At 73.4% G+C, this 26,416-nt stretch carries 19 protein-coding genes; 12 read left to right on the top strand and 7 right to left on the bottom strand.

Translation table 11 applies throughout. The features are described from left to right. Positions 1 to 85 precede the first annotated feature (85 nt). Both PU704_RS00890 and ggt read left to right on the top strand, forming a co-directional pair. Positions 86 to 3,622: a proline dehydrogenase family protein gene (locus PU704_RS00890; RefSeq protein WP_277549734.1), complete on the top strand. Its 3,537-nt coding sequence runs from the start codon at positions 86 to 88 to the stop codon at positions 3,620 to 3,622. Between the two features lie 45 nt (positions 3,623 to 3,667). Beyond that, on the top strand, positions 3,668 to 5,512 hold the full coding sequence (gene ggt, locus PU704_RS00895; RefSeq protein WP_277549735.1) for a gamma-glutamyltransferase: 1,845 nt from the start codon (positions 3,668 to 3,670) through the stop codon (positions 5,510 to 5,512). A gap of 24 nt (positions 5,513 to 5,536) precedes the next feature. Here ggt and PU704_RS00900 read toward each other — a convergent pair whose 3' ends face one another. Then, a complete protein-coding gene (locus tag PU704_RS00900; RefSeq protein ID WP_277549736.1) occupies positions 5,537 to 6,940 on the bottom strand; it encodes an S-layer homology domain-containing protein in 1,404 nt (467 codons plus the stop codon). Positions 6,941 to 7,255: 315 nt separating this feature from the next. On the opposite strand from PU704_RS00900, the gene PU704_RS00905 reads away from it, so the two are divergent. Beyond that, the gene (locus tag PU704_RS00905; RefSeq protein WP_277549737.1) at positions 7,256 to 7,975 is read left to right on the top strand and encodes a hypothetical protein; all 720 of its coding nucleotides are present in this window, start codon (positions 7,256 to 7,258) and stop codon (positions 7,973 to 7,975) included. A 94-nt stretch (positions 7,976 to 8,069) separates the two neighbouring features. After that, complete coding sequence (locus PU704_RS00910; RefSeq protein ID WP_277549739.1) at positions 8,070 to 9,122, top strand: LLM class flavin-dependent oxidoreductase; 1,053 nt, start codon at positions 8,070 to 8,072, stop codon at positions 9,120 to 9,122. Between the two features lie 53 nt (positions 9,123 to 9,175). On the opposite strand, the gene PU704_RS00915 is transcribed toward PU704_RS00910, so the two are convergent. The 3 genes from PU704_RS00915 to PU704_RS00925 form a co-directional block, all read right to left on the bottom strand. Further along, complete coding sequence (locus tag PU704_RS00915; protein ID WP_277549741.1) at positions 9,176 to 10,564, bottom strand: sensor histidine kinase; 1,389 nt, start codon at positions 10,562 to 10,564, stop codon at positions 9,176 to 9,178. Then, on the bottom strand, positions 10,561 to 11,256 hold the full coding sequence (locus tag PU704_RS00920; protein WP_277549742.1) for a response regulator: 696 nt from the start codon (positions 11,254 to 11,256) through the stop codon (positions 10,561 to 10,563). Before PU704_RS00920 ends, PU704_RS00915 begins: the two co-directional genes overlap by 4 nt. Positions 11,257 to 11,386: 130 nt before the next feature. Continuing rightward, a complete protein-coding gene (locus PU704_RS00925; RefSeq protein WP_277549744.1) occupies positions 11,387 to 12,340 on the bottom strand; it encodes an AfsR/SARP family transcriptional regulator in 954 nt (317 codons plus the stop codon). Between the two features lie 313 nt (positions 12,341 to 12,653). Between PU704_RS00925 and PU704_RS00930 the strand changes: the two genes are divergently transcribed. The 4 genes from PU704_RS00930 to PU704_RS00945 all read left to right on the top strand — a co-directional run bounded on the left by PU704_RS00930 (position 12,654) and on the right by PU704_RS00945 (position 17,556). Beyond that, positions 12,654 to 13,196 carry a hypothetical protein gene (locus PU704_RS00930; RefSeq protein WP_277549745.1) on the top strand — a complete coding sequence of 181 codons (543 nt, stop codon included), beginning with the start codon at positions 12,654 to 12,656 and terminating at the stop codon, positions 13,194 to 13,196. 118 nt (positions 13,197 to 13,314) lie between these two features. Then, the gene (locus tag PU704_RS00935; RefSeq protein ID WP_277549746.1) at positions 13,315 to 15,093 is read left to right on the top strand and encodes a multicopper oxidase family protein; all 1,779 of its coding nucleotides are present in this window, start codon (positions 13,315 to 13,317) and stop codon (positions 15,091 to 15,093) included. 69 nt (positions 15,094 to 15,162) lie between these two features. After that, on the top strand, positions 15,163 to 15,696 hold the full coding sequence (gene lepB / locus PU704_RS00940; RefSeq protein ID WP_277549747.1) for a signal peptidase I: 534 nt from the start codon (positions 15,163 to 15,165) through the stop codon (positions 15,694 to 15,696). 159 nt (positions 15,697 to 15,855) lie between these two features. After that, positions 15,856 to 17,556, top strand: a complete 1,701-nt coding sequence (locus PU704_RS00945) for a peroxidase family protein (protein WP_277549748.1) — start codon at positions 15,856 to 15,858, stop codon at positions 17,554 to 17,556. A 341-nt stretch (positions 17,557 to 17,897) separates the two neighbouring features. Here PU704_RS00945 and PU704_RS00950 read toward each other — a convergent pair whose 3' ends face one another. Continuing rightward, positions 17,898 to 19,904, bottom strand: a complete 2,007-nt coding sequence (locus PU704_RS00950; RefSeq protein WP_277549749.1) for a hypothetical protein — start codon at positions 19,902 to 19,904, stop codon at positions 17,898 to 17,900. 413 nt (positions 19,905 to 20,317) lie between these two features. On the opposite strand from PU704_RS00950, the gene PU704_RS00955 reads away from it, so the two are divergent. Together PU704_RS00955 and PU704_RS00960 are read left to right on the top strand one after the other, a co-directional pair. Then, on the top strand, positions 20,318 to 20,650 hold the full coding sequence (locus PU704_RS00955) for an ArsR/SmtB family transcription factor (RefSeq protein WP_277549750.1): 333 nt from the start codon (positions 20,318 to 20,320) through the stop codon (positions 20,648 to 20,650). Further along, the gene (locus PU704_RS00960; protein ID WP_277549751.1) at positions 20,647 to 21,336 is read left to right on the top strand and encodes a cation efflux transmembrane domain-containing protein; all 690 of its coding nucleotides are present in this window, start codon (positions 20,647 to 20,649) and stop codon (positions 21,334 to 21,336) included. Before PU704_RS00955 ends, PU704_RS00960 begins: the two co-directional genes overlap by 4 nt. Positions 21,337 to 21,439: 103 nt before the next feature. On the opposite strand, the gene PU704_RS00965 is transcribed toward PU704_RS00960, so the two are convergent. Continuing rightward, positions 21,440 to 22,015 carry a cysteine hydrolase family protein gene (locus PU704_RS00965; RefSeq protein WP_277549752.1) on the bottom strand — a complete coding sequence of 192 codons (576 nt, stop codon included), beginning with the start codon at positions 22,013 to 22,015 and terminating at the stop codon, positions 21,440 to 21,442. A 121-nt stretch (positions 22,016 to 22,136) separates the two neighbouring features. Here PU704_RS00965 and PU704_RS00970 point away from each other — a divergent pair, with 121 nt between their 5' ends. Further along, complete coding sequence (locus PU704_RS00970) at positions 22,137 to 22,640, top strand: phosphoribosyltransferase (protein ID WP_277549753.1); 504 nt, start codon at positions 22,137 to 22,139, stop codon at positions 22,638 to 22,640. 61 nt (positions 22,641 to 22,701) lie between these two features. On the opposite strand, the gene PU704_RS00975 is transcribed toward PU704_RS00970, so the two are convergent. Then, the gene (locus PU704_RS00975) at positions 22,702 to 23,181 is read right to left on the bottom strand and encodes a hypothetical protein (protein ID WP_277549754.1); all 480 of its coding nucleotides are present in this window, start codon (positions 23,179 to 23,181) and stop codon (positions 22,702 to 22,704) included. A gap of 204 nt (positions 23,182 to 23,385) precedes the next feature. Here PU704_RS00975 and ppc point away from each other — a divergent pair, with 204 nt between their 5' ends. Beyond that, positions 23,386 to 26,193, top strand: coding sequence for a phosphoenolpyruvate carboxylase (ppc, locus tag PU704_RS00980; RefSeq protein WP_277549755.1), 2,808 nt, complete (start codon positions 23,386 to 23,388; stop codon positions 26,191 to 26,193). The last annotated feature ends 223 nt before the right edge of the window (positions 26,194 to 26,416 follow it).

Raw genomic sequence — 26,416 nt, forward strand, 5'->3', positions numbered from 1 at the left:
CACCGTGACGCCCGGTGGATGCGGCCGGTGGCCGAGGGAGTGCCTCGGCACCGCTGCCGGGCGGAGCTCCCAGGAGAGTGCCGCCATGTCCGCCGACGCCCCGTCCGTTCCCGACTCCCGCGCGCTGGCCGACGAGGCCGTCGCCCTGGTCCGCGAGTGGCTCACCCGCGCCGCCGACGGCCGGAAGCACCGGGACGGAGCCGCCGACCGCCTCGCCACCGTCCTGCAGGACCCCCACGGGCTCGAGTTCACCGTGGGCTTCGTGGACCGGGTGGTGCGCACCGAGGACGTCCGCGCGGCGGCCCGGGCCCTGCGCGCCGTCGCGGAGATCGTCCCGCGCACCATGCCGGCCGCGGACCGCGCCCAGATCCGGGCCGGGGCCGCCATGGCGTCCACGGCCCCGCAGGTGGTCGTCCCCGCCGCGCGCGCCCGGCTGCGCCGGCTCGTGGGGCACATGATCGTCGACGCCCGCCCCAAGCCGTTCGGGCAGGCCGTGCGGAAGCTGACCGCCCAGGGGCACCGGCTCAACATCAACCTGCTGGGCGAGGAGGTCCTCGGCCAGGAGGAGGCGGACAAGCACCTGGCCGACGCCGCCGCGCTGCTGGACCGCGACGACGTCGACTACGTGTCCCTCAAGGTCTCCTCGGTGGTGCCGCAGCTGTCCCACTGGGGCTTCGAGAGCACCGTGGCGGCGGTGGTCGAGCGGCTGCTGCCCGTCTACCGGGCGGCGGCCCAGGCCCCGGCCGGGAGCAAGTTCATCAACCTCGACATGGAGGTCTACTCCGACCTGCACCTGACCACGGAGGTGTTCACCCGGCTGCTCGAGCGCCCGGAGCTGCGCGGGCTCGAGGCCGGGATCGTGGTCCAGGCCTACCTGCCGGACGCGCTCGCGGTGGTCCGGCGGCTCTCCGCGTGGTCCGCCGAGCGGGTCGCGGCCGGCGGCGCCGGGATCAAGGTCCGTCTGGTCAAGGGCGCCAACCTGCCCATGGAACGGGTGGACGCCGAGCTGCACGGCTGGCCCCTGGCCACGTGGGACACCAAGCAGGGCACCGACACCAACTACAAGCGGGTCCTGGACTGGGTCTTCCGCCCGGAGCGGATGACCGGGCTGCGGCTCGGCGTGGCCGGGCACAACCTCTTCGACATCGCCTTCGCCCACCTGCTCGCGCAGCGCCGCGGCGTGACGGAGCGGATCGAGTTCGAGATGCTCCAGGGCATGGCGGTGGAACAGGCGCGGGCGGTCAGCGCGGATGTCGGCGAACTGCTGCTCTACGTGCCCGCGGTGCGCCCCGCCGAGTTCGACGTCGCGGTGTCCTACCTCGTGCGCCGGCTCGAGGAGAACGCCTCGCACGAGAACTTCATGTCGGGGATCTTCGACCTGGCCCCGGACAACGAGGTCTTCGCCCGGGAGGAGCGCCGCTTCCGCGCGGCCCTCGAGGCCCTGGACCCGCGGCAGGACACCGACCCGGTGCCCGCCCGCGCCCAGGACCGCAGCGCCCCCGGCGCCGGCTCCGAGCACCTGCCGCTGGACGAGGCCTTCCGCAACGAGCCCGACACCGACGTCGCGGTCCCGGCGAACCAGGCGTGGGCCGAGGACATCGCCGCCCGGATCACGGACCGCCGCTGGTACGAGGAGCTGCCGGTGCCCGGGCCGGTGGACGCGCCCGACGTGGAGCGGCTGGTGGCCACCGGCCGGGCCGCCGCGGAGGACTGGCAAGGCCGCGGCGCCCGGGAGCGCGCGGAGATCCTCAACCGGGCCGCCGACGTGCTGGCCGCCCGCCGCGGCCACCTGCTCGCCGTGGCCGGCGCGGAGGCGGGCAAGACCCTGGGGCAGTCCGACCCGGAGGTCTCCGAGGCGGTCGACTTCTGCCGCTGGTACGCCCGCCGGGCCCTCGAGCTCGAGGCCGTCGACGGCGCCCGCTTCGTCCCCGACCGGCTGGTGCTGGTCACCCCGCCGTGGAACTTCCCGCTGGCCATCCCCACCGGCTCCACGGCGGCGGCGCTGGCCGCCGGGGCCGCGGTGCTGCACAAGCCCGCCCCCGAGGTCCGACGCTGCTCGACCGCCGTGGTGGAGGCCCTGTGGGAGGCGGGAGTGCCCCGGGACGTGCTCCAGCTCGTGGACTCCGTGGAGGGGGAGGTCGGGCAGGCGCTCGTCTCCCACCCCGGGGTGGACCGGATCGTGCTCACCGGCGCCTACGAGACGGCCCAGCTGTTCGGCTCCTGGCGCCCGGGCCGCCCCCTGACCGCCGAGACCTCCGGCAAGAATGCCCTGGTGATCACCCCCAGCGCCGACCGGGACCGGGCGGTGTGGGACCTCGTCACCAGCGCCTTCGGCCACGCCGGGCAGAAGTGCTCGGCGGCCTCCCTCGGGATCCTCGTGGGCAGCGTGGCCCGGTCCCCGCGGTTCCGCCGCCAGCTGCTCGACGCCGCCTCCTCGATGGTGGTGGACTGGCCGCAGAACCTGCAGGCCACCGTGGGCCCGACCATCGACGAACCGGGCGGGAAGCTGCGCCGGGCCCTCACCCGGCTGGACCCGGGGGAGGAGTGGCTGCTCGAGCCCCGGCGGCTCGACGACACCGGGCGGCTGTGGCGGCCCGGGATCAAGACCGGGGTGGCCCCGGGCTCCTTCTACCACCGCACCGAGTGCTTCGGGCCGGTCCTGGGTCTCATGGAGGCCTCCGACCTGTACGAGGCCCTCGAGCTGCAGAACGCCGTGGACTACGGCCTCACCGCCGGCCTGCACTCCCTGGACCCCGAGGAGATCAGCACCTGGGTGGACCTGGTCGAGGCGGGCAACCTGTACGTCAACCGGGGCATCACCGGCGCCATCGTCCAGCGCCAGCCCTTCGGCGGCTGGAAGAGGTCCTCCGTGGGGCTGGGCGCCAAGGCCGGCGGGCCCAACTACCTGGTCCAGCTCGGCTCCTGGCAGAAGGCCCCCTTCGCGCAGGACCCGGCCGGGCAGAGCGGCACCGCGGCGCACCCCGCCGCACCGATCGCCCACCACCTCGAGGCCCTGCGCCCCCTGGTCCCGGAGGCCGACGCGGCCTGGCTCACCGCCTGCGCCGAACAGGACCAGGCCTGGTGGGAGCGGGAGTTCGGCCGCGTCCACGACGCCACCGGCCTGGCGTGCGAGGCGAACCTGTTCCGCTACCGCCCGCGCGACGTCGTCGTGCGCGCCGCGGAGGACGCCCCGCTCACCGACGTGATCCGGGTGGGACTGGCCGCCGTGCGCTCCTGCTCCCGCGTGGTCCTCGTCCCGGCGGCCGAGGTGCCGGGGGAGGTGCGCGAGCTGTTCCGCTCCGTGCTGGACCCGTGCGGGGACGAGGCCTTCGCCCGGGTGGCCGCGGACTGGTCGGACCCCAGCGGGTCCGGCCGGATCCGGGTGGTGGGGACGGCCCACGGGCTGGCCGAGGCGCTCGCGGGGCGGCCCGAGATCGACGTGCTCGCGGATCCGGTGGTCGGCGCCCCCCGCGTGGAGATGCTCCCGATGCTCGCCGAGCAGGCCGTCGCCGTCACGATGCACCGCTTCGGCAATCCCTCGGCGGACGCCGAGACGGTGGTGCGCCGGCTGGTGACGGCCTCGCAGCCGGCGGAGGCCCCCGCGCAACCCGCGGACATCTGAGCATCAGCCCTGGTGGGGGCGGGACTCCGGTGCCAGCATGAGCCCATGCGCGCATCCCTGAGGTACCTCACACTGGGTCTGGCCGGAGCGCTCGGCGTCTCCGGCACCGTTCTCGGCGGCTCCGCGGCCGTCGCGCACGAGGATCGGCAGCACGGGGGCCGCGGCTCGCCCGTCACCGCGGAGCTGCCCAAGGTCCCCACCATGACCGGCGGCGGCGGGGCGGTCTCCTCGGTGGACCCGCTGGCGAGCCAGGTGGGCATCGACGTCCTCGAGCGGGGCGGCAACGCCGCGGACGCCGCCGTGGCCGCCGCCGCCACCCTGGGCGTCACCGAGCCGTACTCCGCGGGCATCGGCGGCGGCGGCTTCTTCGTCCACTACGACGCCGCGACCGGAGAGGTCCGCACGATCGACGGGCGCGAGACCGCCCCGGCCAGCTACACCGAGGACGAGTTCCTGGGCGAGGACGGCGAGCCGTTGGACTTCGCCACCGTGGTCAGCTCCGGGGCGTCCGTGGGCGTGCCGGGGACGCTGGCCACCTGGGAGACGGCCGCCGAGGAGTTCGGCACGATGGATCTGCACCGGCTGCTGCGTCCCGCCGAGCGGATCGCCGCCCGCGGCTTCACGGTGGACGAGAACTTCTCCGAGCAGACGGCGTCCAACGCCGAGCGCTTCCGGAAGTTCCCCGCCACGGCGGAGCTCTTCCTGCGCGACGGCGAGGCCCCGGCGGTCGGGGACGTGTTCCGCAACCCGGACCTGGCCCGCACCTACCGCACCATCCGGCACCAGGGCACCGGCGCCTTCTACGACGGGTCGATCGGGGCGGCGATCGTCGAGGAGAGCCGGGAGCCCACCACCGCCGAGGGCGTGGACGTCCTGCCCGGGGAGATGACCCGGAAGGACCTCGGCTCCTACGAGGCCCTGCTCAAGGACCCGGTCTCCACCGAGTACCGCGGCCTGGAGGTCTACGGCATGGGCCTGCCCAGCTCCGGGGGGATCACGGTGGCCGAGACCCTCAACCTGCTGGAGGCCTACGACGAGCGGACCGGCACCCCCCTCGCGGACGTCCCCGAGGCCCAGTACCTGCACCGCTTCTCGGAGGCCACGGCCACCGCCTTCGCCGACCGCAACCGGTGGATCGGGGACGTGGCCGGCGTGCCCGTCACGGAGCTGACGAGCCAGGAGTTCGCCGACGAGCGCGCCTGTCTCTTCGAGGAGGGGGCCGCCCAGCCCCGGCCCATCGCCTTCGGGGAGCCCGACGGGGACTACGCCGCGTGCGGGACGGGGCAGGCCCGCCAGCCCGAGCCCGCCGGCGGGGTCTCGACCACCCACCTCAACGTGGCCGACCGCTGGGGCAACGTGGTCTCCTACACCCTCACCATCGAGCAGACCGGCGGCTCCGGGATCACGGTCCCCGGGCACGGGTTCCTGCTCAACAACGAGCTGACCGACTTCAACTTCGCGCCCCTGACCGAGGGCGTGCCGGACCCGAACCTGCCGGGGCCGGGCAAACGGCCCCGCTCGTCGATGAGCCCGACGATCGTGCTGCGGGACGGGGAGCCGTGGATGTCGGTCGGCACCCCCGGCGGGGCCACGATCATCACCACCGTGGCGCAGATCCTCACCGGGCACATCGACCGGGACCTCGCCCTGGTCGACGCCGTGGCCGCTCCGCGGCTGAGCTCCCGCAACGGGACCGAGGGCGCCGACCTCGGCCTCGCCGGCTCGCCCACCGGTGCGCAGCTGCGCGAGCTCGGTCACGAGCTGGAGGACGTGCGCTGGATCGGCAACGCCTCGGCGATCCGCGTCCTGGGGGACGGGCGCTTCGTCGCGGCGGCCGAGACCGAGCGCGGCTACGGCGGCTCGGCGATGGTGGTGGACCCCGAGCCGTGAGCCCCGCCCGGCCACGGCCCCCGATCAGGAGTTCTCGGCGTACCGGTGCAGGAAGGCGGCCATGACGTCGCGGCTAGTGCCGGCGCCGGGGCGGTAGGTGCCGTCCTTCCAGCCGGTGGAGATGCCGGTGGCCTGCAGCCAGGCCATCTCCTTGTAGAAGCCCTGGCCGGTGGAGACGTCCACGAACGGGGAGGTCCGCGGGGGCGTGTAGGCCGGCTTGCCGGCTTGCCGGTAGAAGAACGCGGCCATCTGGTCGCGGCTGACCCGCTGGGCGGGCTTGTAGGTGCGCGTGCCGTCGGCGGCGGCCCAGCCGGTGGAGATGCCCTTGGCGTGCAGCCAGGCGATCTCCTTGTAGAAGACGTGGCTGGTGGGCACGTCGGTGAAGGGGGAGGTGCGCGGGGGGGTGTAGGTGGGGGAGCCGGCCAGGCGGTAGAGGGCGGCGGCGACCTGTTCGCGGGTCATCTGGTGGGTGGGGCGGTAGGTGCCGTCGGGCCAGCCGCGCAGCACGGCGCGGTTCTTCACCCAGGTGATCTCCGGGGCGAAGGTGTGGGTGGCGGGCACGTCCGTGAACGGGCCCGGGACCACGGGAGCCGGAGCCGGGACGGACGCGCTGCCGTACGTCCGCAGGGCCGCGTCGAGGAGCGCGGCCTGGTCGTACTCGTGGTGGTTGACGCCCGCGGGCACCTGGAGGCTGGTGCGGGTGAAGCCCTGGGCCGCGTAGCTCTGCTGCCCCCGCCGGGCGGAGGCGAGGGCCGACCAGGTCGCGGGCTGCGTGGCGCCGGCGACGTCGTCCGCGCCGGTGACCCACTGGATCGGCAGGGACTTCACGGCCGCGGACGGAGCGGTCTGCATCTTCCGGGCGCCGCCGCCGCCGATCACCACAGCACCGCCACCCCGGATCCAGTTCTGCCGGTCGGCCAGCACCTCCATGGTGATGAACTCCGCGCCGCCGGAGTATCCGGTCAGCCACACCCGGTTGGTGTCCAGGCCGTAGCGCTGGACGAGGTGGCCGGACAGGGCGCGGAACCAGTCCCCGTTGGCGTCGATGTTCTCCCACCAGGTGCGGCTGCCGGTGCGGTCCGGAGACAGGGGCACGACCAGGACCATGTTCCGGGCGGCCGCGTGCCGGGCCATGTCCCGCACCACCGATCCGGTCGGCCGCTGGGCCCAGTACTGGCCGTCGCCGTCGAAGTAGAAGGCCACGCCCACCGGCTTCGAGCGGTCGATGCCGTCGGCGTACAGGTTGTAGGTGGAGCTGAGGCCGTTCGGCGCGGTGAAACCACGGGTGAAGCCGGTGGTCGGGGTCTCGGCGGCCGCAGCGGGGCCGGTGCCGAGGAGGAAGGAGGAGAGGACCAGGGAGACGACAGCGGCGAGCGCACCGAGGGGCCGAGAGGCCGTGCGGAACCGCCGCGCGATGTGGGGGGTCATAGCGCGTTCCGATCTGGGGGCACCGGGGGAGGTGCGGAAATGGAGGGGTGCCGGCGTCGTCTCCAGCCCGGAGGCGCACCGTCTGTCCACCCTTTGGTGGACATTGCATAGGTAAACAGAGAGAAGTCCGCTGTGACCAGGGTGTCCGGGAGAATGAAGACCTATGACGCGGGAGTCTGGACGATCGTCCATTCGCCGGGCGCGGGCCCACGCCGGGGCGCGGTGGGTCGCGGACCGCTCCGCCCGGGTGCGGGGCGGGGCAGGGCCCTACGCTGGGGGCGGATCCGCCTTGCCCGACCGACCGAGGAGCAGCACGTGTTCAGCCATCCCGCCCCCGAACCCGTCCAGCCCACGGGTCCCTCCGCGGCCGCCCCCGGCGAGCCCGCCCTGGACGGGCGGTGGCGCGCCGCCACCGCCGGATGGCGCCCGTCCTCGATCCGCTCCGCCGGCCCCGAGCGCGTCTGGGCCTGGGTGCGCCACGCCTGGGAGGCTCTCCTCGCCCCTCGGGCCGGGGGCGACGACGACGGGGTGGTGGCGGATGAGGGCGGTCCGGGCCGCCCCGCCACGGGGCCCGGTCCTCGGGTGGACGACCTCCTGACGGTGGCCGCGCTGCTCGCCCTCCAGGAGCGGTTCCTGGCCGTCGCCGCCGGCGAGCCGGCACCGGCCGAGGTCCCCGACCCCCGCCGGGACGGCGCCGCCCTGAGTGATGACGAGGCGCTGACGGTGGTGCGCCGGACGTGGGAGATCGACCCGGCGGAGGCGTGCGCGGACGGCTTCGCGGCGGAGCTCTCCGGGTTCCTGCAGGACTTCCTGGACGAGCAGGCCGAGGAGGTGCGCGAGCGGCTGCTGGACCGGCGTGGGCCGACTCAGCTGTTCGCCGAGCTGTGGAGCCTCGAGCACGTGGACGAGCTCGAGCCCGCCGCCGAGCAGGACGCGGCGCCGCCGTTCCCGCTCTCCACGGACGACATCGCCTGGATCGTCAGCGGCGTCCCGGGCCCCGAGAAGCACACCGCCTGGGGATGGCTCACGCGCTGACCGGGACGGCGGGCCGGGGCGGGCACCTGGAATAGAACCGTCCGGCCGCGACTTTTATGGATGCATCCACAAAATCACGACGAGGAGCACCGCCATGACCCTCCAGCTCGGCCTCAACACCTTCGGCGACCTCTATCCCGGCCCGGACGGGCGGATGCTCAGCGGCGCCCAGGTCATCCGCAACGTCGTCGCCGAGGCCACGCTGGCCGACCGGGTGGGCCTGGACTTCTTCGGCATCGGCGAGCACCACCGGGAGGACTTCGCGGTCTCCTCGCCCGAGACGGTCCTGGCGGGCATCGCCACGGTGACCGAGCGGATCCGCCTGGGCTCGGCCGTGACCGTGCTCAGCTCCGACGACCCGGTGCGCGTCTACCAGCGCTTCGCCACCGTGGACGCCCTCTCCTCCGGGCGCGCCGAGGTCATCCTCGGGCGCGGGTCCTTCACCGAGTCCTTCCCCCTGTTCGGCTATCCGCTCGACGAGTACGAGGCCCTGTTCGAGGAGAAGCTGCAGCTGTTCGACCGGTTGCGCACCGAGGGCGTCATCGACTGGGAGGGCCGGCTGCGCGCGCCCATCCGCGGGCTGGAGGTCCACCCCAGGACCGAGTCCGGGTCGCTGCCCGCGTGGATCGCCGTGGGCGGCTCGCCCCAGTCGGTGGTGCGCGCCGCCCACTACGGGCTGCCCGTGATCTTCGCGATCATCGGCGGGAGCCCCGCCGCCTTCGCGCCCTTCGCGGACTACTACCGCCAGGCCCTCGAGCACTTCGGCAAGGAGCCTCAGCCGGTGGCCTTCCACTCCCCGGGCTACGTCGCGGAGACCGACGAGCAGGCCCGTGAGGAGTTCTTCCCGCACCAGGCCTACACGCACGCCCGGATCGGCCGGGAGCGCGGCTGGGGCCCGCTGACCCGCGCGGAGTTCGACGCGATGTGCGGCCCGGAGGGCGCCTACTTCGTGGGCTCCCCGGAGACCGTGGCCCGCAAGATCGTGCGCTCCTCGACGGCGCTGGGCGCCGCCCGCTTCGACCTCAAGTACGCCGTGGGCACCCTGGACCACGCCCGGATGACGCGCAGCATCGAGCTGTTCGGCACCGAGGTGCGCCGCTACGTCGAGGACATGACCGCCGACCTGCCGGCCGGCGCCACCGGCTGAGCTCCCGCCGCCGACCCCCGTGTCCGGGGCGGCCGGGACAGGACACGGGGGTGTCAGAGCCGCACGGTCACCGCGTCGTGGGGCAGGGTCGTCACCACGGTGGTCCCCGCCCCCGGCCGGGACCGGATCGAGAGCTCGGCCCCCGCGGCGTCGGCGATGTCCCGCATGATGCGCAGCCCGAGATGGCCCTCCGGCGACGAGCCGGAGTCGTCGAAGCCGGTGCCGTCGTCGCTGACCGTCAGCACCGTGGCTCCGTGCTCCACGCCGAGGTGCAGCGTGACCGTGGAGGCGTGGGCGTGCTTCGAGATGTTGGCGATGGCCTCCCTGGCCACCTTCAGGAACATCCCCTCCTGGTCCGGTGTGAGGAACACGGCGGGATCGATCTGCACACTGGTGTCGACCCCCCGCTGCGCGAGCGGCTCCGCCAGGTTCGACATGGCCTTCGGCAGGCCGAGGGTCAGCAGGTCGGGTGAGTAGAGAGCCGTGGTGATCCCGCGCAGCGTGCGCAGGCTGCCCTGCAGGATCGAACGGGTGCGGCCGAGCACGCCGCGTTGCTCCGGACCGGCATGCATCTCCTGGGCCTCGAGGGCGTAGGAGAGTCCGGCGAGGTCCTGGATCACGTCGTCGTGCAGGTCCCGGGCGACCCGGACCCGCTCCAGCTCGGCCGCGTCCACGGCGTGCTGGAGCAGCCGGGCCCGGGCCGCCCGATGGTCCTGGATTCGCCGGGCGAGGCCCACGGCCGGGGCGAGCTGGGCCAGCTGGAACAGCACCAGCGTCAGCAGGAGCGCGGGGGCCATGCCCATGAGCACCGAGCGCTGCTCGTCCCGCACGATCGCGTCGTCGTAGTAGGCCTCGAAGACGAGCTGCTCCCCGGCGACCGGCACGAATCCGACGTAGACCTCGACGAGCCGCCCTGCACTGGACTCGTGCGCGTTCTCCGCGCCCTGCTGGTGCTCGACGGTGGCGATCCCCTCGCCCCGGGCCACGAGATCGTCGTCCCAGGAGGGCGGGCCGTAGTTCTGACCGATGAGCTCGTGCTCGTCGGCGTAGACGATGGTCCCGTCCTCGTCCCAGATCTTGATGCGGTGGATGGTGCCGTCGTCCAGCCAGGGCTGCAGCCGGACGTCCAGCTGGGCGGTGGCCGCCGCGTCGCCCTCGAGCAGCTCGTCGGTGATCAAGGGCGCCACGGCGTAGTCGGCCAACCGCTGGGTGACGCGCAGGACGTGCTCCACGGCATGCTCCTCGGCCACGGCCCGGATCCACCAGGTCGCGGGCACCGCGGCGACGAGCAGCACCAGGAGGCCGGTCAGCAGGAACCTCTGCACGGCGACCCGGACCTCGGACCGGTCCGTGGCCAGGGCCGGTGGAGACACCGGCCAGTCGGACATCAGGTCCCCGGCCGTGTGCGCAGGGCGCTCGGGGCGCGAGAGCAGGCGCCTCATGACCGGCCCGTCAGCAGGCCGAGCCTGGAGGCGACGGCGACCGCCTCGAGCTGGGAGTGGGCCCCCAGCTTGGCGAGGATCGTCTTCACGTAGCCACGGCAGGTGTTCGGGCTGATGCTCAGCAGCCGGGCGTTCGTGCCCACGCTGTGGCCCTGGGCCATGAGCCGCAGGACCTGCAGCTCGCGCTGGGTGAGCGCCGGCACCGCGGCGCCCCCACGGCGGCTGGGGTGGTCCGCGGCCAGCAGCGACGGGTGGACCGCCATCGTGCCGCAGCGGGCGCTGCGGATGGTCTCGAGCAGCGTCGCGAGCGAGCCGTCCTTCGGCAGGAAGGCACAGATCCCGGTGGCCGCCGCGGCCTCCAGCACGTGCTGTGCCGGGTCCCCGGTCAGCATGACGATCCGTGTCCCCGGCCGCTCGCGGAGGATCCGCGCGGAGGCCGTCACCCCGTTGCCGCCCGAGAGGTGGTAGTCCATGACCACGACGTCGGGCCGCAGCATGCCGCACAGGCGCACGCTCGACTCGACGTCGTCGGCCACGCCGACCGCGTGCAGGTCCGTCTCCTGGCGCAGCGCCCCGGTCAGGAGCTCCGCGAACGTGGTGTGGTCGTCGACCACCAGTATCGAGGTGCGCGCATCGCGCCCTTCCCCCAGCCCCTCGGCCATGTCCGACCAGCCCCCCGGCAACCCGTGCATTACGTACGAGTAGTATGCCGATCGCAAATCCCTGCCGCCAGGTGGGCACCTGTCCTCATTTCGGCGCTTGACAAGGGGGCATGCTCTCCGGGGCGATCTTCCGGCGCATCGGTCCACCGTGCCGCCCTCCTCAGCCGGCCGGGGCGAGGGTGCGCCCCAGGAAGGCCTGGAGGACCGTGGCGGCCTCCTCGCGCGCCAGCGGAGGCGGTGCGCCCGGCAACCACTCCGTGTCACCGCAGGGGCCGTGCAGCACCAGGAGGGCGGACAGGGCCAGTCCCAGCTCGCTGCCCGTCGTCGCCGTCGCCTGCAGCATGCGCCCGTAGGCGGCCTGCACGGCAGGAGCCGGAGCGCACCCCAGCTCCTCGCCGAGGATCCGGCGGCAGCGGTCGTACTCCTGCAGGCCCTCCACGTGACGGCCCGAGCGCTCCAGCCCCAGCACGAGCACGGTCCAGGCGCGCTCGTGCAGCGGATCGCCCGCGAGCACCCTCCGCGCCTGGGCGACGGACTCCGGGCAGCGGCCCAGCTCCAGGCCGGTCTCGGCCGACAGCACGCGGGCCTCGGTCACGCGGGCCGTGTAGGCGTTGCGCTGGCCCTCGAGCCACTCCGAGTCCGGCTCGTCCCCGAGAAGCGGTGCGGAGGCCATGTCCAGGGCTCGCCGGAGCAGGGCGTGCGCCTCCGGTGCCGCGGCCTGCCGGGCCGCCTCCAGCAGGCGGTCGAACCGGGAGAGGTCCAGCTCCACCATGGAGGCGTCCATGACGTACCCGCCGTTCGTGGTCTTCAGCGGGCCGCTCCTGCACTCCCCGGGCTGGAGGTGCCGGCGCAGAACGCTGACATAGCTCTCCAGGGTCGTCAGCGCCGCGGCCGGTGCCCGCCCGCCCCAGAGCAGATCGACGAGCCGGTGCTTCGACACGGGTGTCCCCAGCTGCAGGAGCAGGATCTCCAGGATCTGCCGCTGCCGGGGCCCGCCCAGTTCCCTGGACGCCAGGACCCGGTTCCCCCTCCGGACCACCAGTGGTCCGATGACCTGCACCGACAGCCGGGCCTTCGTGGCCCCGGCTGCGGATCGTACGTTGACGGTTGACATGTTCACGATGATCACTCCCCCCGAAGTGGCCCCAGTGTGGTGGGCGGCCGCCCCTGTCCGTCAGCCCCGGACGGGGTGGGTCCCCACCCCCCAAATCGGGGGGTGGGGACCGCCGGCCCCGGAAGCACGGGTCCGGGCGCTCGGGAGCGACGCGCGTCGGGCGAGCGCGTGCACCCGCTGATCCGGCGCGCACCCCGCGGGCGACGCCACGAATCGTCATGAACGCCCGGGGCGCCGGCCCGGCGGGCGGTGCTCCCGGGCCGGCAGCCGTCACCGCAACGTTTCTCCAAGGTCGTGTCCCGAGCGTGGTGTCATGACCACTCAGGAAGCATCGATCACCACGGACGCGCCGTCGGTCCGGCAACGCAGCCGGCGGTGGATGCCGCCGGCACTGTTCCTGCTGGCGCTCCTCCTGGTGCTGGGGCGCGGTCTCCTCTCTGCGGAGGACGAGCCGAGCACGATGCTCGGCGCCTCCGGCACCGTGCCGGGCGGGCTCGCCCGGCTGCACGGTGTGATGCCCTACACGGAGTTCGCCGCTCTGGAGGGCCGCGAGATTCCCGCGGAGCTCACCGGCGACGTCCCGCGCGGCGCCCACCAGGTGGTCGTGCTGCTGGAGCTCACCGCCATGGATCCGGGCGGGCTCGAGTTCGCCGCGGACGACTACGCGGTGGACCGGCTCGGAGGCCGCCGCGCGCCGGTGGTCTGGGCGTCGTCGTCGGCGGCCTCGCTCGCGCAGGGCGAGACGCTGCAGGCGGAGCTGGTCTTCGAGGTGCCGGACAAAGCCCTGGAGCTGACCCTCGAGGGCGCCGGCGACGTCCGTCTCTCGATGGGCACCGATCACCACAGCGGCGGCTGAGGACGCAGGCCGCAGGGAACGGCCCGTCCGGGGGGCCGGGCCGTTCCCCCACACGCACTGTCCAAGCACACGGGGCCGAGCTCAGCGCAGCGGCCCCGGTCCAAGGGGGAACGACATCATGGCTGTCTCGAGAAGAAACGTCCTGCTGCTGGGGGGGCTGGGGGTCGCGGGCGCGGCTCTGGGCGTGCCGACCACGGCGGTCAACGCCAAGTCGGCGAGCGCGCTCGCCGACTCCTTGATGCCCCGGCCGTTCCGGACCGCCTTCGTCCAGGCCCCGGTGCTGGGGCCCTCGTCGCCGGACACCGTCGATCCCGCGGACGGCAAGACCGTGCGGCACTACACGGTGGTGGAGAAGGCCGCCTCGGCGCAGATCCTGCCCAAGGCGGGTCTGCTCACGCCCATCCTCGGCTACAACGGCATCTTCCCCGGACCCACGATCGACGTCTACCAGGGCACGAAGGTCGAGCTCGCCGTGGTCAACCAGCTGCCGGCCAGGCACGCCCTCGGAGGGCACAGCCTGGACACCTCCACACATCTGCACGGGTCCGCCTCGCTGCCCCAGTACGACGGCTACGCCAGCGACATCACCCGGCCGGGATTCCAGAAGACGTACAAGTACCCGAACTTCCAGGGCGCGAGGACCCTCTGGTACCACGACCACGGGGTCCATCACACCGCGCTCAACGCCTATTCGGGTCTGGCGGGGCAGTACCACATGCACGACGCCAACTCCGAGCGGCTCCTGCCGCGCGGGAAGTACGACGTCGCGCTGACGGTCTCCGACGCGATGTTCGCGGCCAACGGGGCCCTGGGCTACGAGGACAACAGCCAGTCGGGACTGTGGGGGGACGTCATCCTCGTCAACGGGAGGCCCTGGCCCGTCATGAAGGTGCAGAAGCGGGTCTACCGGTTCCTGCTCCTCAACTGCTGCATCTCCCGCTCCCTCCGGCCCAGGCTCAGCACGGGCGACCCGCTGGTCATGGTCGCCACGGACGGCGGCCTGATGCCCACGGCCCAGCCCGTCCGGGAGTACCGGCACGCCGGCGCCGAACGCTACGAGTTCCTGGTGGACTTCAGCAAGTACCGGACGGGACAGCGCATCGAGCTGCAGAACCTGTCCAACGACAACAACGTGGACTACGACTACACCAACAAGATCATGGCCTTCGACGTCGTGGACGAACCCGTGGACACCGCGGACCCGAGCTGGAACAGGATCCCCACCACGCTCGTCGGCAGCGAGGTGATGAGCCTGCAGGAGAGCCAGGCCACGAGGACCCGTCGCTTCCGGGTCAAGCGCGAGAACGGCACGTGGACGATCGACGGGGTCACCTGGGCGGACGTGATCGCCAGCAACTACCGCAAGGTCGCCGCGGAGGTGCCGCTGGGCGCCATGGAGATCTGGGAGTTCGAGAACAGCTCGGGCGGATGGTTCCATCCCATGCACATCCACCTGGTGGACTTCAAGGTGCTGAGCCGCAACGGCAGGGCTCCGTTCGCCTACGAGAAGGGGCCGAAGGACACGGTCTACGTGGGGGAGAACGAGACGGTCCGGCTCCTCGTGAAGTTCGGGCCCCACCAGGGCCGCTACATGGTGCACTGCCACAACCTGGTCCACGAGGACCACGACATGATGGTGCAGTTCCGAGTGGGGGAACCCGGTGACCCGGACCCCAACGACCCGATGACGGCGGCCCCGGCGGTGCCCTCGGGGACGACCGCCACCGTGCCCGAGCCGGCACCGTCACCGTCGGCCACGCCCAGCGCGACGGCTGCACCGACACCGACACCGACACCCACGCCCACGCCCACGCCCACGCCGTCATCCACGCCGACCCCGACCCCGACCAAGACGTCGGGCAGGACGCAGCCCAAGCCGCAGCGTCCCAGCAGGTGACGTGATGTCGACGCCGCAGGCGAGCGGAAGCGGCGGAGCCGCTGTTCCGGGACGAGAAGAGGAGCCGACATGGCAGCGTTGAGCACGGTCCCGCTCGCGGTCCAGGAGGCCGGGGACCGGCGCCGGCACCCCGGGCGGTGGACGTTCCGAGCGGTTCTGCTCGGTCTGGCCCTGGTCCTGGCCGCCCGGATCTGGCTGGTGGCGCCGGTGGTCGTCGCCTCGGACAGCATGGAGCCCACCCTGGGGAAGGGGAGCGTCGCGCTGCTCCTGAAACCGGGTCCCGACCCCGCCGGGGTGTCCGCGGGCACCACGGTCGTGTTCCCCCACCCGGACGACGGCAGCACGACCGTGAAGCGCGTGGTGGCCACCGGTGGTCAGACCGTGGCGATCGAGGACGCCGTCCTCGTCGTCGACGGCGTGGCGGTCGACGAGCCGTTCGTGGACCGCAGCCGGATCGACGGCACCTATTTCGGGCCGGTCACCGTGCCCGAGGGCCACGTCTTCGTCATGGGCGACAACCGGGGCGTGTCGGTCGATTCCCGCCACTTCGGCAGTGTTCCGGCCGAGGACCTGGAGGCCACGGTCCTGCTGCCCTGGCCCTAGCGCCGCCGACCGCGGGACACCGCGGCGGGCCCGGGACGAACCACTCCCCTCGCCCCGGACCCGCTCCCCCGTGTCACGAACAGGAGTTCCGCAAGGTATTTCCAAGACCTGCGTCGTTTCCTGTTCGCACATGCAACGCCTGGGGGAGAGGAACATCCGATGGGAGCCACGAAGAGGACCCGCGTGCCGGAGGAGACGACGGCGTCCGGGGGCATCTCCCGCCGAGGGGTTCTCGGCGGGGTGATGGCCGGCCTGGCCGCGCTGCCGGCCGCCGGCACGGCGCACGCCGCACCCGGAAAGCCCGCGCCCACGGCGCCCGCGGCCCGGCCCGCGGCCGCTCCGGTCCTGAGCGCGGCTCGGTCCGGCCACGGCGTGGGGGCACCGCGCGGCTCCGACATCGCGATCACCGCGGGGCGGGCCAAGGAAGGGCGCTTCGGTGTCATGTTCAAGAAGCTCCCCGCCTTCGCCCCGAGCGACGAGCTCCTCGCCGACCTCGCCCAGCAGATGGTCGACCGCACCCCACCACTGGCCGACGTCTCGCTGAGCAACGACGGGTTCGACAACCCGGACATCCCGGCCGGCTACGCCTACCTGGGGCAGTTCATCGACCACGACATGACGCTCGACCGGACGCCCATGCCGCTGCAGGAGGTGGACCCCCAGGGCCTCACCAACTTCGACACCCCGTTCTTCGAGCTGGCATCCGTCTACGGGCGGGGGCCGGCCGCCGACCCGCAGCTCTACGAACCGGCGGATCCGCGGCGCCTGCGCATCGGCCGGAACCACGACGGCTTCCCGGATCTGCCCCGCAACGCCGACGGCACGGCGGTCATCGGGGACCACCGCAACGACGAGAACCTCATCGTCGCCCAGTTCCACCTCGCCTTCCTGCAGCTGCACAACAAGCTCGTCGACGAGGGCAGGACGTTCGACGAGGCGCAGCGGCTGGTCCGCTGGCACTTCCAGTGGCTGATCGTGCACGACTTCCTCCCCCGCATCGCCGGCAAGGCCCTGGTGGACAGCATGCTCAGGCCCCGCCGGGGCGGGCCTACCGGGGTGGACTGCAAGTTCTACAAGCCCGGCAACCCCAAGCGCCCCATGATGCCCATCGAGTACTCGGTGGCCGCGTACCGGTTCGGGCACAGCATGATCCGCGCCGAGTACGAGATGCACGACGCGGTCACCATCCCCTTCTTCGGGAACCCGTCGAACGACCTCCGCGGGTCCCGCCCGCTGCCCACCATCGCGCGGGCCGACTGGAACTACTTCTTCGACGTCCCCGGGATGAGCATGCCGGACGACCGCAACATGACCCGGCTGATCGACACCAAGCTCGCGCTCCCGCTCGACGAGCTCCCACCCACCGTGGTGCAGCACGTCGACGGCGCCATCCTCTCGCTGGCCCACCGCAACCTGCTGCGGGGCAAGCGGCTCGGCCTGCCGGCCGGCCAGGACGTCGCCAGGGCCATGGGCGTGGCCCCCATCCCCAACGACAGGCTCGGACTCACGGACCCCCGCTGGAAGGGCCGGGCGCCGCTGTGGTTCTACGTGCTCAAGGAGGCGGAGCTCCTCGGTGGGCGAACACTCGGCCCGGTGGGCGGGAGGATCGTCGCGGAGGTGATCCTGGGCATCCTCTCCCTGGACCGCACGTCGTTCCTCAACGCCCCCAACGGCTGGGCGCCCGAGCGGACGCCCTTCCGGAGCGGCGACTTCCTCGAGATGGCCGGAGCCCTCGAGAACATGCCGGTGGGCAACGAGGACGAGGGCGCCGAGGAGGATCCCGGGGCGGAGGAGACCGAGGAGACCGAGGAGCTCCACGCGGAGGACGACGTCGAGGTGGAGCCCGAACCGGCGGGGTGAGCCCCGCCGCGCCGGCCGCGGCGGACCAGGACCGGCCGACCACGACCCGCCCTGCCCAGCCGGGCAGGGCGGGTCCGTGCGTGCGGGCCGGTGACCGACGGAGAAGCCGCTCACCCCGCCAGGCCACGCCTGCCCTCGTCCTCGTCAGGAGGCAGAACCCCGGCGAGCCGCGTGGACTCCCCGGTGCGGCCGACGACGGCGCGGGAGGCGGTCCCGGCACGCACCGGCCCGGAGGGGCACGGGTCGGCACAGCACGTCCGGGGAGGGGTACGGGCCGGGCCCGTGCTCCGAGAGTTCTCGGAGCACGGGCCCGGCCCGGGGAGTGGCCTATCCGGTCAACGTCACCCCGCAGCGACCGCCCCTCTCGCCTCGCCGCCGCGCGTCGACTGCACGAGCACGTTGGCGACCGTGCCGTTGGGCGCCGGCCGCAGCCTCAGCTCCCAGTTGCCCAGGGTGTCCACCTGCGCCGTGCCGAGCTTGCGCTTGGACGTCCCGTCCGCGGCCATGTCGTAGACGTTGACCGACGTGGGCGGCTGGAGCAGCGTGGGAGCGCCCTGGACGACGGCCGTGCCGCCGAGCCGGAACTCCTTGCCGGCCCGGAACCTCGCACCCGGAGCGATGGTGATCTGGTCGTCGCTGTTCAGCGTGACCGTCGCAGGGGCGCTCGTGTTGCCGGCGGCGTCCGTGACCACCAGCTGCAGCACCGGGTTCGCGTCCGGCGCCACGGGTGCCGCGGCACCGGTCGTGGTGAAGAAGGGAACCGTGACCTTGGGCTTGGCCACGTCCTTCCGGTCGAACGCCACCTCGGGACCGCTCACCTGGGACCACTCGTAGGTGACGGCGCCGGCGTTGTCCTTCGAGCCGCTGCCGTCCAGCTCGGTGGCGATGCCGCGGGGCACCGAGGCCGTCAGCGGGGCGATGGCAGCGGTCGGCTCCTCGGCGTCGGCGGCCGGAGTGCCGGTGCCGGTGCCGGGAGTGCCGGTGCCAGGAGTGCCGCCCTCGGTCTCCGTCACGGGACCGGGGTCCTCGCCTTCGGGGGGTGCAGGAACCCCGACGGGGGACACCGGGCCGTCGGTGACGACGACCGGGACGGTGGCCTTGCTGGTGCCGGTGGAGACGGTCACGTTCACCGGGGGAGCGACGGTGTCGAACGAGCCCTGGTAGGTGCCGTCAGCGCCGGGCGCGGTGTCCCCGAACCCGTCGACCTTCGGAGCGGACCCGGAGGTCGTCCTCGCCACGACGGTCAGCTTCGTGCCGTCGTAGGTGGCCGAGGTGGGCACGGAGACGTCGCTCACGCCCACCGTGCTGGTGCTCTGCGGGTCGTCGGCGAGGTTCGTGACGGTCACCTCGCCCGGCAGCGCCCCGTCGACCTTCACGCGGGCGTAGGCGAGTTCGGAGGTCCCCGGCGCCTTCTCCAGGGGAGTGGTCGCGATGCCCTGCCCCGACACCTCGAGCGTGTCGCTGCGGCTGGTGGCGAAGACGTCCAGGTACGTGCCAGTGGCGTCCGAGGTGGCCACGGCCTGCTCGGCCTTCACCCCCGTGTTGGTGGCGATCTTGCCCTGGACGGTGAACTGGTCGGTGCTCGCGGCGACGGCCTCGCCCGTCGCCGCGTTCGTGCCGGACACGGAGAAGGTGGTCCGGAGCCCGCCCACGATCCGGTGCGGCACGTCCGGGTTGCCCAGGTAGCCCGCGGGGGCCCCGGTGTCCCACTTCAGGAACGGTCCGAGGTTGCTCCCCAGTGGTGTCTCGAAGTTGCCGACCGCGGGAGAGATGTCCTCCACGAGCTTGGCGTTGCCCTCGGCGTCGGTGTCGACCTCGATGGTCCCGTACGGGTGGGGAAAGGAGAGCGTGCTGTTGGCCGGGCCGTCCTTGACCACGAGACGCTGCCGGGCGAACACCATCTGCTCCCCGGGCGCCACCTCGTTGGCGAAGGCGGCCTCCAGCCCGAGCGTGAGCACGGCGCTCCCGCCGCCGGGGAGGTCCAGCTCGGACCCGGCCAGCATGTAGAAGATCTCGTGGGGGAAGTTGCCGGGCAGCGCGAGAGGCTGCTCGGGATCGAACCCTTCCTCCGGGGCCAGGCCGCACAGCGGGTTCGTGCCGTCGTCGCACAGTTCCAGCCGAGTTCCGGTCCGGTCCTCGTACCAGGCCGGGAACCCGTACTTGCTGCTCACCGGGCCGACCGCCGTCAGCTGCTGCTTGTTCGTCTCGGTGACCTTGGTGACGGCGACGGCGGCGCTGACGCCCGTGGCGCCCAGGGCCAGGGCGAGGGACACCGCAAGGCTCCGGCGGAAGCGAAGTCCTGGCGGCGGGTCCCGCAGCAGCTCCTGGGGGCTGGTTGACGTGCTCATGATGTCTCCTCATAGAGCGGTGGTGATGACATCGCAAATATGTGGACGCGCTCTTGGAAAAACCCTGTTGCACATGCGACCGGCATCGGCATCCGCCCCGGTCCGTGCGGGGTCGGAGGTGGACGGCGCGACCTGGGGCGCGGCGCGCAGCCCTCCCCCGGGGCCGTCCCCACCCGGTGCGCCGCGCCGTTCCTGCCCCGAGCCTGCCGGGGAGCAGCGGGAGGCGGACGCCCCGGGGCGTCCCGGGGAACGGCACCGAGGTGCCCGACGCAATGCGACACACACGGACATCCCAGGCTCCTCGCGGGAGCCCGACCGGGCCGACGTCGGCGCCGTCCTGCTGGTCCCCGCCGCGAGCCGGCCCCCGCGGGCGTGACACCCGCACGGTACATGGAAGCGTGTACTGTCAGAGGGTGACCACAGTGACCAGCACCCACTCCGCCGCCCTGGCCCGGCTCGGCCACGCCCTCTCGGAGGACGTACGCACCCGGATCCTGCTGAGCCTGCGGGAGGCCCCGGCGCGTCCCTCCGACCTCGCCGAAGCCCTGGGCGTGTCGAAGCAGGTGGTCTCCAACCAGCTCGCCTGTCTGCGGGGCTGCGGGCTCGTGGCCTCCGCCCGCGAGGGGCGCAGCACCTGGTACCGGCTGGCCGACCCCCGTCTGGGCGGCGCCCTCGGGGACCTGTTGGACCTCGTGGTCACCGTGGACCCCGACTGCTGCTCCCCGGAAGGCTGCACCTGCGCATGAGCTCCCGTGCCCCCGTGCCCACGCCTCTGACCGCCGACCGCCGGTCGGTCCTGCACCAGCGGGTGCGCTGGATCGTGGCCGGCACCATCACCTACAACGTCATCGAGGCGATCGTCGCCCTCACCGCCGGGGCCGTCGCCTCCTCCTCGGCGCTGATCGGCTTCGGCCTGGACTCCGTCGTCGAGGTCCTCTCCGCGGCCGCCGTGGCCTGGCAGTTCGCCGCTCCCGACCCGCACCGCCGGGAGCGGGCGGCGATGCGGGTGATCGCCCTCTCCTTCTTCGGCCTCGCCGCGTTCGTCACGGTCGACGCCCTGCGGGCCCTGTTCGGGGCCGCCGAGCCGGAGCACTCGCCGGTCGGGATCGGGCTGGCCGCGGTGAGCCTGGTGGTCATGCCGCTGCTGTCCTGGTTCGAGCGCCGCACCGGCCGGGAACTGGGCTCCGCCTCGGCGGTGGCCGATTCCCGGCAGACCCTGCTCTGCACCTATCTCTCGGCCGTGCTGCTGGTGGGCCTGCTCCTCAACAGCACCCTGGGCTGGTCCTGGGCCGATCCGTCGGCCGCGCTGGTGATCGCCGCCGTGGCGGTGCGGGAGGGCCTGGAGGCCTGGCGCGGGGACGCCTGCTGCACGCCCGCGGCCGCCCTCGTCGGCGCGGACGCCGACGAGGGCGGGTGCGGCTGCTGCCCGTGAGCGCGCACCCGGGGCGCGTGGGCCCGTGGCGGGACCGGCGCCTCGGCGCCGAGGCCGCCGGTGGCGGCGCGGCAGGGGGCGGCGTGCGGCACGTGTCCGGCGCTCAGCCGCGCAGCCGGGCCACCGCCGCGGGCTGGTGCAGGATGTCCTGGCGCATCTCGTCCTCCAGGAAGGCCAGCAGCGCCCGGGACAGGTCCGCGTTCTCGGAGGCGACCGCGTCCCGGGCCACGGCGACCCGGAAGTTGTGCGCGAACGCGTCGATCGCGGTCTGCGCCACGCAGCTGTGCGTGGAGATCCCGCACAGCACCAGGCGCTTCACGTCCAGGTTGCGCAGCCGCGCCGCGAGGTCCGTGTCGAAGAACGCGCTGTCCCGGGTCTTGACCAGTCCCACCCCGCCCTCGGTGTCGAGGCCGGCCACGTACTCGGACTGCTCCGTGCCGGGGTAGGCGAAGCCCTGCCCGTCGTCGTGCATGTTCACGGTCCAGGTGGAGCGGTCCCGCTCGTGCTGGGTGCGGATCAGCAGCACCGGGCACCCGCCCTCGCGGGCCGCCGCGATCAGCTCGTTCGCCTTCGCCGTCACGGACTCCCGCTGCTCCTCGAGCTCGGGGAAGTCGAAGTAGGAGTTCTGCATGTCGATGACGAGCAGGGCCGTGCGGCCCTCCGTGCGCTGCGGGGTCATGGCGTCCTCTCCGGTGGGGGGCGTCGCCGGGGTGCGGCGGCGCGCGACGGTCTGGTCAGCGAACTTACTACCAATGCCGCGGACGCTCCAGCCGCCGTCCCCCTCGGGTAGCCTGAAGCCCATGGCTTATCACGCGGACGCCCTGGAGCTCGAGGGCAAGGAGATCCTGACCTGGGAGCGCTTCGGCGAGGCGACCCAGGAGCTCGCCCGGAGCGTCGTGGACAGCGGCTTCCTCCCCGACATCATCATCGCGGTGGCCCGCGGCGGCCTTCTCCCGGCGGGCGCCCTGTCCTACGCGATGGGGGTGAAGCTCTCCGACGCGATCAACGTGGAGTTCTACACCGACGTGCACCAGACGCTGCCGGACCCGGTCCTGCTCGCCCCCATGCTGGACACCGAGTCCATCGCGGGGCGCAAGCTGCTGGTGGTCGACGACGTGGCCGACTCCGGGCGCACTCTCGCCCTGGTGCTCGAGCTGCTGCGCGGCTTCGGCGCGGAGGCGCGCTCCGCCGTCATCTACGCCAAGCCCCGCTCGGTCGTGGAGCCGGACTTCGTGTGGCGGGCCACCGACGAGTGGATCGTCTTCCCGTGGTCGGCCGCCCCGCCGGTCACGGCCGCCGGCTGACGCCGGGCGCCTGCCGCCCGGCGGCCCGTTCCTGCCGGACGGACCGGCGTGCCCGCGCCGCTCAGCGCAGCGCCGCCCGCACCCCCGGCCGGCCGGCCACGACCAGCCAGAGCACGTTGACGGCCACGAGGGCCACGGTGCTCAGCGCCGGCAGCAGGTGGCCGCCCAGCAGGAACACCGCCAGGTCGAAGACGTCGCCGAGCACGGCCAGGGAGCAGAAGACCAGGCCGAGGACCCACCCCCACTGCAGCTGCTCCCGCAGCGGGAACCAGACCAGCGCGTAGAGCACCGTCGTCAGCGCCCCGCCGAACAGCGCCAGCGCGGCCGCCGGTCCGCCCCCGGGCAGCCCGGGGACGCTGATGGCGTCCTCCAGGCCCGGCAGCAGGGTGCTGACCCCCACCACCGCCTGGACGGCGGAGTCCGCCACGTTGACCGCGTACGAGAGCAGGGTGAGCCGCAGCAGCAGGCGCAGCCCGGCCGTCCGGGGCGGCCGGGCCGACCCGGGCACGGGGCCGGGCGAACCGTGCGGGTCTCGGGTCATGGCGGTGCCTCCTGGCGCGGGCGAGGTGCTCACCGCCGAACCTACCGCTCCGGGGCACGGCGGGCACGGGAGCGCCCGGGCCGTGACGCCGGATACACCCGTCCGGGCCCGCGGGGTAGGGTGGACGCGTAGGCACCGACGGCGCGACCGGTCGTCGGTCGTGCGCGATTCCGCCCCGACCGACGAGCCAGGAGCAGCCGAGACATGACGACGCAGCACGACCGGCCCCCGCACACCGCCCCCAGTCACCCCGAGGTGATCGACGCCCCGCTGCGGGCCGACGTCCGGCGGATCACCACCCTGCTGGGAGAGACCCTGACCCGCCAGCGCGGCGAGGAGCTGCTGGACCTCGTCGAGCAGGTCCGCCGGCTCACCAAGGACGCCAAGGCCTCCGGGGACGACGGCGCCGCGGCCCAGGTCCGCGAGCTCCTCGGCTCCCTGCCCCTGGACCGGGCGACCGACCTGGTGCGCGCCTTCGCCCAGTACTTCCACCTGGCCAACGCCGCCGAGCAGGTGCACCGGGTGCGCGTGCTCGGAGGGCGCCCCGAGGAGGAGGGGTGGCTCGCCGCGGCGGTCGGCGACGTCGCCGCGGAGGCCGGCCCGGAGGCCCTGCGCCGGGCGGTCGACTCCCTCGACGTCCGCCCGGTGTTCACGGCCCACCCCACCGAGGCCTCCCGCCGCTCCGTGCTGACGAAGATCCGGCACCTCTCCGACATCCTGGCCCACGAGACCCCGGAGGGCTCATCCGCCCGCCGGAGCCAGGACCGGCGGCTCGCGGAGCTGATCGAGCTGCTCTGGCAGACCGACGAGCTGCGCCAGAACCGCCCCACCCCGCTGGACGAGGCCCGCAACGCCCTCTACTACCTGCGCGAGGTGCTCACCGAGACCATGCCCGTGCTGCTCGCGGACCTCGAGGAGCAGCTCGCGGAGCACGATGTGCACCTCCCGGCGGGCGCCCCGCCGCTGCGCTTCGGCTCCTGGATCGGCGGGGATCGGGACGGCAACCCCAACGTCACCCCCGAGATGACCCGGAAGGTCCTGCAGCTGCAGGGACAGGCCGCCGTCGACATCGCCCTGAGCTTCCTGGACGTCCTGGTCTCCCGGATCTCCTCCTCGACCGCGATCGTCGAGGTCGACCCCGAGCTGCTGGAGTCCGTGGAGCGGGACGTGGCGCACCTGCCCGGGCTGGACCCGCGGGTGCTGGAGCTCAACGCGCAGGAGCCCTACCGGCTCAAGCTCACCTGCATCAAGGCCAAGCTGATCAACACCCGCCGCCGCTTCGCCGAGGAGACCGCCCACGAGCCGGGCCGGGACTACCGGACCACCGCCGAGCTCGTGGCCGACCTCGACGTGGTGGCCCGCTCGCTGCGCCACCACGCGGGGGCGCTCGCCGCCGACGGCACCCTCGCGGCCGCCACCCGCACGATCGCCGGGTTCGGACTGGGCCTGGCGACCCTCGACGTGCGCGAGCACGCCGACGCCCACCACGAGGCCGTGGGACAGCTGCTCGACCGGCTCGGGGAGCTCGACCGGCCGTACGCGGAGATGTCCCGCGCCGAGCGTGCCCAGGTGCTGGCCGGTGAGCTCGCCGGCCGCCGTCCCCTCGCCCCGCCGGGGCTGTCCACCGGCGCCGGGCACCTGGACGGGGACGCGGACCGCACCTTCGCGGTGTTCCGGGAGATCGTCCGGGCGCAGGAGACCTACGGCGAGGAGATCGTCGAGACCTACATCGTGTCCATGACCCGCGCAGCCGACGACATCCTGGCCCCCGTCATCCTGGCCCGTGAGGCCGGGCTGGTGGACCTCACGGGGGAGCAGGACCGTGCCGGCATCGGCTTCGCGCCCCTGCTGGAGACCGTCCAGGAGCTGCGCCGCTCGGCGGAGGTCATCGACGAGCTGCTCTCCGACCCCGCCTACCGGCGCGTGGTCGCGGCGCGCGGGAACGTGCAGGAGGTCATGCTCGGCTACTCCGACTCCAACAAGGAGTCCGGGGTGATGACCAGCCGCTGGGAGATCCACCGGACCGAGCGCCGGCTGCGCGACGTCGCCGCCCGGCACGGGGTCCGGCTGCGGCTGTTCCACGGCCGCGGCGGCTCCGTGGGCCGCGGCGGCGGCCCCACCCACGACGCCATCCTGGCCCAGCCCAGCGGCGTCCTGGCCGGGGAGATCAAGTTCACCGAGCAGGGCGAGGTGATCAGCGACAAGTTCTCCCTGCCCGCCCTCGCCCGGGAGAACCTGGAGCTGTCCCTGGCCGCCGTGCTGCGCGCCACCGCCCTGCACCAGGACCCGCGCTCCTCGGAGGAGGAGCTGGACCGGTGGGGCGAGGTCATGGACGTCGTCAGCGACGCCGCCTTCGCGGCCTACCAGGGCCTGGTCGAGGACCCCGACCTGCCGGAGTACTTCCTGGCCGCCACCCCGGTGGAGCAGCTCGGCGCCCTGAACATCGGCTCCCGCCCGGCCAAGCGCCCGTCGTCGGACACGGGCCTGTCCGGGCTGCGCGCCATCCCGTGGGTGTTCGGGTGGACGCAGTCCCGCCAGATCGTCCCGGGCTGGTTCGGCGTGGGCTCGGGCCTGCGCGCCGCCCGCGAGGCGGGGATGGAGGGCGACCTGCGCACCATGCTCGAGCGCTGGCACTTCTTCCGCTCCGTGGTCTCCAACGTGGAGATGACCGTGGCGAAGACCGACCTGGAGGTTGCCGCCCACTACGTCCGGGCGCTGGTGCCCGAGCGGCTCCAGCACCTGTTCGAGGTGATCCGCCGCGAGTACGAGCTCACCCTGGACGAGCTCTCCCGGCTCACCGGGCAGGAGGAGCTGCTGGACGGCAACCCCACCCTGAAGCAGACGCTCCAGGTCCGGGACCAGTACCTCGACCCCATCTCCTACCTGCAGGTGGAGCTGCTGAGCCGGATCCGGGAGCAGGCCGCCGCGGGCCAGGACGTCGACGAGGGCCTGCAGCGGGCCCTGCTCATCACCATCAACGGGGTGGCCGCCGGGCTGCGCAACACCGGCTGAGCCGGTGGGCCCGCACGGTGGCCGCCCCCGGTCACCGTGCGGCCCCCTACCCGAAGGACCGTCCGCATGCACCCGCTGACCGCAGCACAGATCCGCGCCGGTTTCATCGACTGTTCCCCCAGGGACGCCGCCCGGCTGCCCGTGCCCCCGGACCTCGGGGCTCTGGACCGGGACCGCCTCCCAGGATCCTGCGGAGGCGGTCGCCGGACCACCGCGGCGCGGA

The sequence above is a fragment of the Kocuria oceani genome (genome assembly GCF_029524215.1).
Lineage (GTDB): Bacteria > Actinomycetota > Actinomycetes > Actinomycetales > Micrococcaceae > Kocuria > Kocuria oceani.

Excerpts from the sequence above, each read along its gene's own strand:
- PU704_RS00920 (WP_277549742.1), bottom strand. The coding sequence starts at position 11,256 with ATGCACGGGTTGCCGGGGGGCTGGTCGGACATGGCCGAGGGGCTGGGG.
- ggt (WP_277549735.1), top strand. The coding sequence starts at position 3,668 with ATGCGCGCATCCCTGAGGTACCTCACACTGGGTCTGGCCGGAGCGCTC.
- PU704_RS00915 (WP_277549741.1), bottom strand. The coding sequence starts at position 10,564 with ATGAGGCGCCTGCTCTCGCGCCCCGAGCGCCCTGCGCACACGGCCGGG.
- PU704_RS00900 (WP_277549736.1), bottom strand. The coding sequence starts at position 6,940 with ATGACCCCCCACATCGCGCGGCGGTTCCGCACGGCCTCTCGGCCCCTC.
- PU704_RS00910 (WP_277549739.1), top strand. The coding sequence starts at position 8,070 with ATGACCCTCCAGCTCGGCCTCAACACCTTCGGCGACCTCTATCCCGGC.
- PU704_RS00960 (WP_277549751.1), top strand. The coding sequence starts at position 20,647 with ATGAGCTCCCGTGCCCCCGTGCCCACGCCTCTGACCGCCGACCGCCGG.
- PU704_RS00950 (WP_277549749.1), bottom strand. The coding sequence starts at position 19,904 with ATGAGCACGTCAACCAGCCCCCAGGAGCTGCTGCGGGACCCGCCGCCA.
- PU704_RS00925 (WP_277549744.1), bottom strand. The coding sequence starts at position 12,340 with ATGTCAACCGTCAACGTACGATCCGCAGCCGGGGCCACGAAGGCCCGG.
- PU704_RS00970 (WP_277549753.1), top strand. The coding sequence starts at position 22,137 with ATGGCTTATCACGCGGACGCCCTGGAGCTCGAGGGCAAGGAGATCCTG.
- PU704_RS00890 (WP_277549734.1), top strand. The coding sequence starts at position 86 with ATGTCCGCCGACGCCCCGTCCGTTCCCGACTCCCGCGCGCTGGCCGAC.
- PU704_RS00965 (WP_277549752.1), bottom strand. The coding sequence starts at position 22,015 with ATGACCCCGCAGCGCACGGAGGGCCGCACGGCCCTGCTCGTCATCGAC.
- PU704_RS00975 (WP_277549754.1), bottom strand. The coding sequence starts at position 23,181 with ATGACCCGAGACCCGCACGGTTCGCCCGGCCCCGTGCCCGGGTCGGCC.
- lepB (WP_277549747.1), top strand. The coding sequence starts at position 15,163 with ATGGCAGCGTTGAGCACGGTCCCGCTCGCGGTCCAGGAGGCCGGGGAC.
- PU704_RS00930 (WP_277549745.1), top strand. The coding sequence starts at position 12,654 with ATGACCACTCAGGAAGCATCGATCACCACGGACGCGCCGTCGGTCCGG.
- PU704_RS00935 (WP_277549746.1), top strand. The coding sequence starts at position 13,315 with ATGGCTGTCTCGAGAAGAAACGTCCTGCTGCTGGGGGGGCTGGGGGTC.
- ppc (WP_277549755.1), top strand. The coding sequence starts at position 23,386 with ATGACGACGCAGCACGACCGGCCCCCGCACACCGCCCCCAGTCACCCC.
- PU704_RS00945 (WP_277549748.1), top strand. The coding sequence starts at position 15,856 with ATGGGAGCCACGAAGAGGACCCGCGTGCCGGAGGAGACGACGGCGTCC.